The 7,223-nt window shown below is 65.3% G+C and carries 7 protein-coding genes; 2 read left to right on the top strand and 5 right to left on the bottom strand.

The window, feature by feature from the left end; genetic code table 11:
- Positions 1-266: 266 nt before the first annotated feature.
- Positions 267-1,733 (top strand): lipopolysaccharide biosynthesis protein, encoded by a 1,467-nt coding sequence (locus BMX36_RS13995; RefSeq protein ID WP_093066295.1) that lies wholly within the window; start codon positions 267-269, stop codon positions 1,731-1,733.
- Positions 1,734-1,739: 6 nt separating this feature from the next.
- Here BMX36_RS13995 and BMX36_RS13990 read toward each other — a convergent pair whose 3' ends face one another.
- Complete coding sequence (locus BMX36_RS13990) at positions 1,740-2,168, bottom strand: CBS domain-containing protein (protein WP_093066293.1); 429 nt, start codon at positions 2,166-2,168, stop codon at positions 1,740-1,742.
- A 39-nt stretch (positions 2,169-2,207) separates the two neighbouring features.
- Here BMX36_RS13990 and BMX36_RS13985 point away from each other — a divergent pair, with 39 nt between their 5' ends.
- Positions 2,208-2,549: a hypothetical protein gene (locus tag BMX36_RS13985; RefSeq protein WP_231731702.1), complete on the top strand. Its 342-nt coding sequence runs from the start codon at positions 2,208-2,210 to the stop codon at positions 2,547-2,549.
- A 337-nt stretch (positions 2,550-2,886) separates the two neighbouring features.
- Here the strand turns inward: BMX36_RS13985 and BMX36_RS13980 are convergent, their stop codons facing one another.
- From BMX36_RS13980 to hisS, 4 genes are all read right to left on the bottom strand, one after another.
- The gene (locus BMX36_RS13980) at positions 2,887-3,720 is read right to left on the bottom strand and encodes a DUF4167 domain-containing protein (protein ID WP_066775944.1); all 834 of its coding nucleotides are present in this window, start codon (positions 3,718-3,720) and stop codon (positions 2,887-2,889) included.
- A gap of 277 nt (positions 3,721-3,997) precedes the next feature.
- Entirely contained in the window at positions 3,998-4,840 is an 843-nt protein-coding gene (gene prmC, locus BMX36_RS13975) for a peptide chain release factor N(5)-glutamine methyltransferase (protein WP_093066291.1), read from the bottom strand.
- Positions 4,833-5,906: a peptide chain release factor 1 gene (gene prfA / locus BMX36_RS13970; protein ID WP_093066289.1), complete on the bottom strand. Its 1,074-nt coding sequence runs from the start codon at positions 5,904-5,906 to the stop codon at positions 4,833-4,835. The genes prmC and prfA overlap by 8 nt, the downstream gene beginning before the upstream one ends.
- Positions 5,903-7,153 carry a histidine--tRNA ligase gene (gene hisS, locus BMX36_RS13965; RefSeq protein ID WP_093066287.1) on the bottom strand — a complete coding sequence of 417 codons (1,251 nt, stop codon included), beginning with the start codon at positions 7,151-7,153 and terminating at the stop codon, positions 5,903-5,905. Before hisS ends, prfA begins: the two co-directional genes overlap by 4 nt.
- Positions 7,154-7,223 lie beyond the last annotated feature (70 nt).

Below are 7,223 nucleotides of genomic sequence, written 5' to 3'. Positions count from 1 at the left end.
ATGTCCCTTCATCTAAACCAACAATGTCAAAGAGCGACAAAAACCGACGCCCAGTCCAATCCCTCTTTCGTGGGACGACCTCGGCGCCTGGATTTCGATGACCACCGCGGCAACCGTTCCGGCCACCGCTGCGGTGACACCCATCTAGGGCGACCGCCCAATACCGTCAAACACTTTTTGCAACTTTCTTACAGTCCCACCCAAAATGCCCGGATTTCCGCCACTTTTAACTTGTCGTGAAGTCACACACCTGTAGCCCAAACACCATGCCTCCCGCCCCCTCCAACACGAATCAGACCCAGTCCCTCACCCAACAAGTCCGAAACGCCGTCATCTGGCGGTCAGGCTCACAAATCGCCGCCCAGATTGTGCAATGGGCATCCACGTTTCTGGTGATCCGGATCCTCGCGCCGAGCGACTATGGCCTCTTTGCGCTCACCGGCGTGGTGATGGCGTTCCTCAACATGCTGAACGGATATGGGCTGGCGAGCGGGCTGGTTCGCGAGGCGGAGCTTACGACGCATCAGATCCGCCAGGCGTTCGGCATGCTGATCGCGCTGAACGTAGGACTTGGCGCGATTCAGCTGGGCCTGGCTCCCGCCGCTGCCGCTTACTACCGCCAGCCTGAGGTGGCGGCGCTACTTCGCGTCCAAGCGCTGATTTATCTGTTCACGCCCTTCATCGCCCTGCCCCAGGCGCTGCTCAGCCGCAGCATGGACTATCGCCGCCAAGGGCGCATCAACATCATCTCATCGGTTGTTGGCGCCGGCACCGCGCTGGTTGGCGCGTTCTCCGGCTGGGGCGTGTGGACCCTGGTGATCGCCCCCATGGCACTCTTCGCCACACGCGCCGTCGGCATGACCGTGGCGGCAGGGTCGATCATGATGCCCTCGTTCGACTTCAGAGGCGCGGGATCACTCGCGCGATTCGGCGGGGTCATGGCCGCAGGACAGCTCTTCTGGTTCATACAAAGCCAGATCGACGTGTTCATCGCGGGGCGGCATTTGGATCTTCATGATCTTGGTATTTATACGACCAGTCTGTTTCTGGCGCAGATCTTCGTGTCCAAGTTCGTTCCGCCGCTGAACGAAGTGGCCTTCTCGGCCTATGCGAGGATCCAGCACGATCGCGCCGCGACGGCCGCCGCCTTCACGAAAGGCGTGCGGATCGTGATGCTGGCCGCCCTCCCCTTCTATTTCGGACTGGCCGTCACAGCGGACCCGCTAGTGCGGGTCATGCTGGGCGAGCAATGGGCCGATGCCGCGATCATTGTTCGACTGCTGGCGATCGCCATGCCGTTCATGACCCTTCAAGTGCTGTTCTCCCCGGCGTGCGACGCGCTGGGCCGACCAGGCGTGGGCGTTGCGAATGGCGCGGCGGGCTCGGCGATCCTCGCCGCCGGGTTCCTCGTCGGCATCCAATGGGGCCTGATCGGCATCGCCGCCGCCTGGATCGTCTGCTATCCCGTCTACCTGGCCGTAAGCTGCTGGCGCGCCCTACCGGTGATCGGGGCGCGTGCACGCGACGTTGCCGCGGCCGTTGCGCCGTCACTCCTGGCCGCAGCGGCGATGGCGATCGCAGTTACAGCATTGGATCATTCGATGGTTCTCGCGCCGCTTCCCCGCCTCTGCCTGCTCGTCACGGCCGGGGCAGCGGTCTATGCGGGATGGCTGGCGCTATTCGCCCGGGGCGTCGTGCAGGAGACGCTCGCCCTGATCCGCAACCGGCGATAGCTGCGGTCAGACCTGCTGGATGTAATCCCGCATGGCGGCCGCATCGGCCTCCACCCGCTCGATGCGGTATTTGACAAGGTCGCCGATCGAGACGAGCCCGATCATCCGCCCGTCCGCGACCACAGGAAGGTGGCGGATACGACGCCGGGTCATCAGCGACAGCGCCCCCATCACCGGATCATCGGGAGAGACAGTCAGCGCCGGCGCGGTCATGACATCCTGCACGGGGCGGTCGAGGACACCCGTATCCCCAGCCTTCAGGCAGTAGATGAGGTCGCGTTCCGAGAAGACGCCGAGCACCCTTTCTCCGTCGACCACCGGCACCGCCCCGATCCGGCGCTCCGCCAGCAGCGCCACTGCCTGGCGGACCGTATCGCGCGGAGCCACCACGATGGTTTCATGGCCCTTGCCGCGCAGGATTGCCGCGATCGTCATCGCCTCTCTCCTCATTTCAGACCCTGCCGCCGATCAGCCGTGAAGGTCACGGCGGCGTTGTTGCTGGAAGAATGCGCCATTCCACGGCAGATGGAAAGCATGAGCCGGCTCGACGATCCTGAATATGCGCGATTCGCCTGGAAACGCTTCCGGCGCCTGCTCGCATGGAGCGGGCTGGTCGGCCTGGTCGCGTCCGCTCTCGCCGTGTGGCTGGTCGGGCGATCCTATGGCGCTCTGGACTGGGTGGCGACCGTGGCGATGATCGGCGGGGTCACGGGATCGGTGCTGATGGCAGGCGCGCTGATGGGGCTGACGTTTCTGTCCTCCGGTACCGGACATGACGAAGCGGTGGACACCCGGGACTTCGACGACCTTCGCTGAGGCGGCACAGGCGCGGGAAATCCACGCCTCAACATCTTCCAAGTTTTAAGCGACGGCGCTCGCGACAGGCCTTGTTAGAGTCTGATCCAGCTGGATTGATCCGCTTCCCCGGCGAAGGCCGGGGTCCAGCTGCTCAACGAAGCTGGAAGGCACACCCGCTTTTCCAACGCTTTCCCACCTGGACCCCGGCCTTCGCCGGGGAGGTGCTTCAAGGGACCGGGATCAAACCCTGGCCAAGGGAAAAGTAACCCGTCTGCGACAGCGCACAAACGAACGGGCCGGCTTCGCATTTGGCGAAACCGGCCCGTTTCTGTTCAGCCAAAGCTGAAAACGTCTTTTACGCTTCGACCTCTGCCGGTGCAGCAAGGGTGCGACGACGCCGCGGCTTTGGTGCCGCTTCCTCCGCCACAGCCTCACCACCAATCGACGGCGGCAATGCGCTGGCGTCAAAGCCGAGCTGCTCAGCCGCATCCACCGGCGCCTTGCGCGGCCGACCGCGACGCTTCGGAGCGGCGACGTCCACATCGCCATTCATTTCAGGCGAAGGATGTGCCGCAACGGTCTGGGCGGTTTCGACAGGCACCGTTTCGCCGTTCACGGGCGCGGCTGCACGCTCCTCCCGACGATAGTCGCCACGGGCGTTCGAAGAACGCTGCCGGCGATCCTGGCCATCCCGCTGGCGCGGCTCACCACCATCGGCACGCGTGCCTTCCGCCCGAGCACCCTCGTCGCGATCGGACCGGCTACGCCCGCCATCCTGCTGGCGATTGCCGTCATACTGGCGATTGCCGTCGCGTTCCGCACGCTCGTCGCCGCCGCGGCCCTGCTCCTCGGCACGGATCGGCTCACCTTCGTCGCCGTAATCCTCGTCGAGATCGAAATCGTTCTGCGGACGACGCTCCCGCGCCTGATCCTCATAACGGCCGCGCTGATCGGCGAGGACGCGGAAGTAGTGATCGGCGAACTGGAGGTAATATTCCGTGTTGACGCGATCGCCCTGCCGCTGCGCGTCCGACGCCATGTTCTTGTACTTTTCGTAAAGCTGGCTGGCGTTGCCACGTGCCCGGCTGTCGATCCGATTGCCATTGTCACGCTGGCCCTGGCTGCTTCCGCCCTGCGAACGCTGCCCACCACGGCCACGACGGCGACCGTTCTGACGGTTGTTGATCAAAATACTGTCCTCGTCCTCAAACCAAAAACGGCCTTGCTCCCGGAACAATCGGTGCAACAACCCCCGGGCTTCGGCGGGTCGGCGCAGATACGCCTTGCCTCCAAAAGCCTGCCATGACCGCCGGACTGCAGCGGTTGATGACGAAGGGTGGGCAAGCCGCCCAAAACTCAACCAAAAATGTTGATTTTGCGTGCCCCTGCGCTTGCCATAGCCGCTGAAGGGGCATTCTCAAAGAGAAATATTGGGTAAAATTCGCTGATTTCAAGGTGTGACGACTTCAAGATGTCACCACAAGGCACCGGTCCCGTCCGCCAAGATCCCGTCGCACCGTCACGTTCAAGCCCGCCGCCATGAACAGCGCAGCCGCCGATTGCCCCTGTGATGCCCCGATTTCCACGCAAGCCACGCCGCCAGGTGCGATCTGCGACGCGAGGAGGGGTGCGATGGCGCGGTAATCGTCCAATCCGTCGCGGCCGGCGTAAAGGGCACTCTGCGGCTCCCATCGCGCCACCTCATCCGGCACGGCTTCGCCCGTCGCCACATACGGGGGATTGCACAAAATCAGGTCGAACGCCGCGCCGGTACCCGCCCAATCGCCCAAGCGGATCTCGGCCCGTCCCGGCGCGATCCGTTCCGCATTGCGGCGGGCGATCGCCAGGGCCTGCGGCGACGCATCGATCCCGACGCCGCTCGCCCCTGGCCATTGATCCAGCGCAGCCAGCAGCAGGGCGCCAGAACCGGTGCCCAGGTCAAGAATTGTACCTGGGCCAGGACCGGCACCGAAATGGTCGATCGCCGCCTCGATGAGGGTTTCACTGTCGGGGCGGGGGATCAGCACACCAGGGCCCACATCAAGGTCGATCGTCCAGAACGCCCTGCTTCCCGTGAGATAGGCGATCGGTTCATGCCGCTCCCGGCGCGCCACCAGATCGGCAAACGTCGCGGGCACCGGCTGGTCGCCAAGCGTCAGCAACAGTCGTTCACGGCTGATCCCCAGGGCATGGGCAAGAAGCAGCTCGGCATCGAGCCTCGGCGTTTCCGAGAAACCGAACCGCGCCGCCGCCGCGGTCAGCGCCGCACGAGCCACGCCCACCCCGGCGGGTGCCAGGTGATCAGCCATCAAGCGTCGCTAACCGCTCGGCCTCGTCCTCCGCGATCAGCGCGCCGATCAGTTCATCCATGTCACCGGCCAGGATTTCCGGAAGACGATGCAGCGTCAGGTTGATGCGATGATCGGTTACGCGCCCTTGCGGGAAATTGTAGGTCCGGATTCGCTCCGACCGGTCGCCGCTGCCGACCATCGACTTGCGTGCGCCCGCCCGCTCGGCATGGAGACGCTCGCGCTCCATCTCATAGAGGCGGGTGCGCAGGACCTTCAGCGCCTTGGCCTTGTTCTTGTGCTGGGACTTTTCGTCCTGCTGAATCACCGTCAGCCCCGTCGGGATATGAACGATGCGCACGGCGGAATCGGTCGTGTTTACCGATTGCCCGCCCGGACCTGACGAACGGTAGATGTCGATCCGCAGATCCTTGTCGTCGATCTGCACGTCCACATCCTCGGCCTCGGGCAACACCGCCACAGTGGCCGCCGACGTGTGGATCCGGCCACCGCTCTCCGTCACCGGCACGCGCTGCACCCGGTGCACGCCGCTTTCGAACTTCAGCTTGGCGAACACACCCGAGCCGGTGACGGAGGCGACCACTTCCTTGTAGCCGCCCGCATCGCTGTCCGACGCGGAGATCAGCTCCACCCGCCAGCCCTGATTTTCGGCATAGCGCTGATACATGCGGAACAGGTCGCCGGCGAACAGCGCGGCCTCGTCACCCCCGGTGCCGGCGCGCACTTCCAGCATCGCCGAGCGTTCGTCCGCCGCGTCGCGCGGCAACAGCGCCAGCGCGAGCTTGCGGTCGGCCAATTCCAGCGCGGCTTTGTTCTCGCGCAACTCCTCCTCGGCCATGGCGCGAAGCTCGGCATCGGCATCGCCGGTCATGAAGGCGAGACTGTCGGCCTCCTGCCGCAGCCGGCGCACCTCCGCCGCGGCCTGAGCCACGGGCTCAATCTCGGCATATTCCTTCGACACCGCTACGAAGCGATCGCCGGGAAGATCCCCGGTGGCCATCTGCGCGGCAAGCTCGTCCCGCCGCGCCTCGATCTGGCGGATGCGTTCAAGCGAAATGGCGGTCATTGCTGCGCGACGACCATCGGTTCCACGATCGCGCGGACGCGATCAAGCGCATCCTGATCCGCGCCATAAGCCCGCTGGGCATGGGTGAGCGCGCCATCCCGCAACGACAGGCTGTACGTCTGCGACGGCTTGCGCTTCAGCGCCTTGTCGAAGCGCTTGCGCGGGCTGCCCTCGATCGTGGCCTCCGCCGCGATACCGGCGCGGCGCAGCGCCGCCACGGCTGCCGTCGCCGCCAGCTCGAGGCCGGCACTTTCGGCAATGACATTGACCGGCCCATCGAACGCGGGCTCCTCCAGCAGCATGGCGAGCCGCTCCACACCCGCCGCCCAGCCGACGCCGGCCGTGGCAGGCCCGCCCAGGCTTTCGATCAGCCCGTCATAGCGGCCGCCGGCGAGCACGGTGCCCTGCGCGCCCAGCCGATCGGTGACGAACTCGAACGCTGTGTGGCGATAATAATCAAGCCCGCGCACCAGCCGCGCGTTGCGCGTCCAGGCGACGCCGGCGGCCTCCAGTCCCCTTGTGACGCTCTCGAAGAACGCACCGGCATCCGCGGTGAGAAAGTCATCGATTCCCGGCGCCGCATCGGCCACGGGCCGATCGCGCGGGTCCTTGGAATCGAGGATGCGCAGCGGGTTCTTGTCCAGCCGGGCGAGACTGTCCTCGCTCAACTCGCCCCGATGCTGCTCGAAATGCGCGACAAGCGCGGCGCGCCACGCGTCGCGGGTCGCAGCGTCGCCCAGCGTGTTCAGCTGGAGCGTCACGCCCTCGGCAATGCCAAGTTCGTGGAGCAGCTGGTCCGCCAGGGTCAGGAGCTCGACATCCGCCGCCGGTTCGGGCGCGCCCAGGATCTCTGCGTCGATCTGGTGGAACTGACGATAGCGTCCCTTTTGCGGGCGTTCGTAGCGGAAGACCGCGCCGCTGGTGGCAAGCTTCAGGGGCGCAAATTGTTGCCATCCCTCGGTAAGATAGGCGCGCGCCAGGCCGGCGGTGAATTCCGGCCGCAGGGTCAGCGAATCACCGCCACGGTCGGGAAAGGTGTACATCTCCTTGGACACGACATCGGTCGTCTCACCAATGGAGCGCGCGAAGACCTCGGTTGCCTCGAACACTGGGATCTCGACGCGCTGGAAGCAATAAAGCTTGCGCACCCGGTCGAAGGTGTCGAGCACGTGCGCGAAGCGGCGCTGTTCGCTGCCGAAGATGTCCTGCGTGCCGCGCACGCGGTTGGGAGTCTGTATCCGGGCCATTGCGGGCGCATCTAGGCGCCACGTTCGAAAGCGGCAATGCAGTGATGTGGCAGCGATGCGGGCGCCAGGT

Source organism: Sphingomonas sp. OV641 (genome assembly GCF_900109205.1).
Classification (GTDB): domain Bacteria; phylum Pseudomonadota; class Alphaproteobacteria; order Sphingomonadales; family Sphingomonadaceae; genus Sphingomonas.
Note: the sequence above shows the minus strand (reverse complement) of the source record. Positions and strands in the feature narration are given on the sequence as shown.